This window comes from Mesorhizobium sp. GbtcB19, assembly GCF_019091085.1.
Taxonomy (GTDB): domain Bacteria; phylum Pseudomonadota; class Alphaproteobacteria; order Rhizobiales; family Rhizobiaceae; genus Mesorhizobium.
This window is the reverse complement of sequence record NZ_JAGXJY010000083.1, coordinates 1-802: the sequence shown is the minus strand read 5'-3', so window position 1 is coordinate 802 and position 802 is coordinate 1. Positions and strand designations below refer to the sequence as shown.

Annotated in this window: 1 pseudogene; it reads left to right on the top strand. The window is 30.3% G+C overall.

Annotation, left to right across the window (positions count from 1 at the left end):
* Positions 1-54: 54 nt before the first annotated feature.
* Positions 55-802: pseudogene (locus tag KVT37_RS31690) on the top strand (hypothetical protein); the annotation flags it as partial.

Genomic DNA, 802 nt, shown 5'->3' with positions numbered 1-802 from the left:
TATTCAAACCTAATATTTGTAAATATCCCGTAAGATGACTAAGGAGAATCTAGTATGGACAAAATAGAGAGAATCCAAGATTTAAAGAAAGGCATTGTAATAAGTGACAAAGAACTAATAGAAATATTTAAATGTGGAATTGGAGGAGGAATGAGAAGATCATTAAAAACCAACTCCTTAGTATTATTGTCATATGAGAATATTCCACCCTATCAACCAGCGAGAAAAGAAAATGATATTTGGAAGTATACTGGAATGGGAAGGAGAGGGCATCAAAGTCTAGATTATAAGCAAAATAAAACACTTCTTCATTCAAATGAGAAAGGTATAGATGTATATTTATTTGTTGTAGACCGCGGTGATTATAAATTTATTGATCAAGTATTTCTGGCTGGGCATCCGGAAAAGGAAAGACAAATTGATGAGTCTGGGGAAGAAAGAGATGTTTGGGTTTTTCCGCTTATTGAAGTTGGAAAAAAGATGGATGCTTTAGAGTTTCTAAATTTTCAACCAAAACATTATTTGGAGAATAATAGAATTATAGAATTTCCTCAATATGTGTTGTCTTTAAATAGTGTTAATCCATTAGCAGAGGTAATGATTAAAAACAACATTGATACATTAACAGGTCCTGGAGGATGGTTTTTTACAAAAACAAAATTCTTTAATAACCCCAATACAAATAGTAAATATAAATGTGGTTATATAGATCAAATTATCAAAAAAGATCGTAGAGTATCTAAAGGAATTGTTTTTGAAGGACAAAATAAATTTATAAATCCATTTTACAAAAGTACGGCAT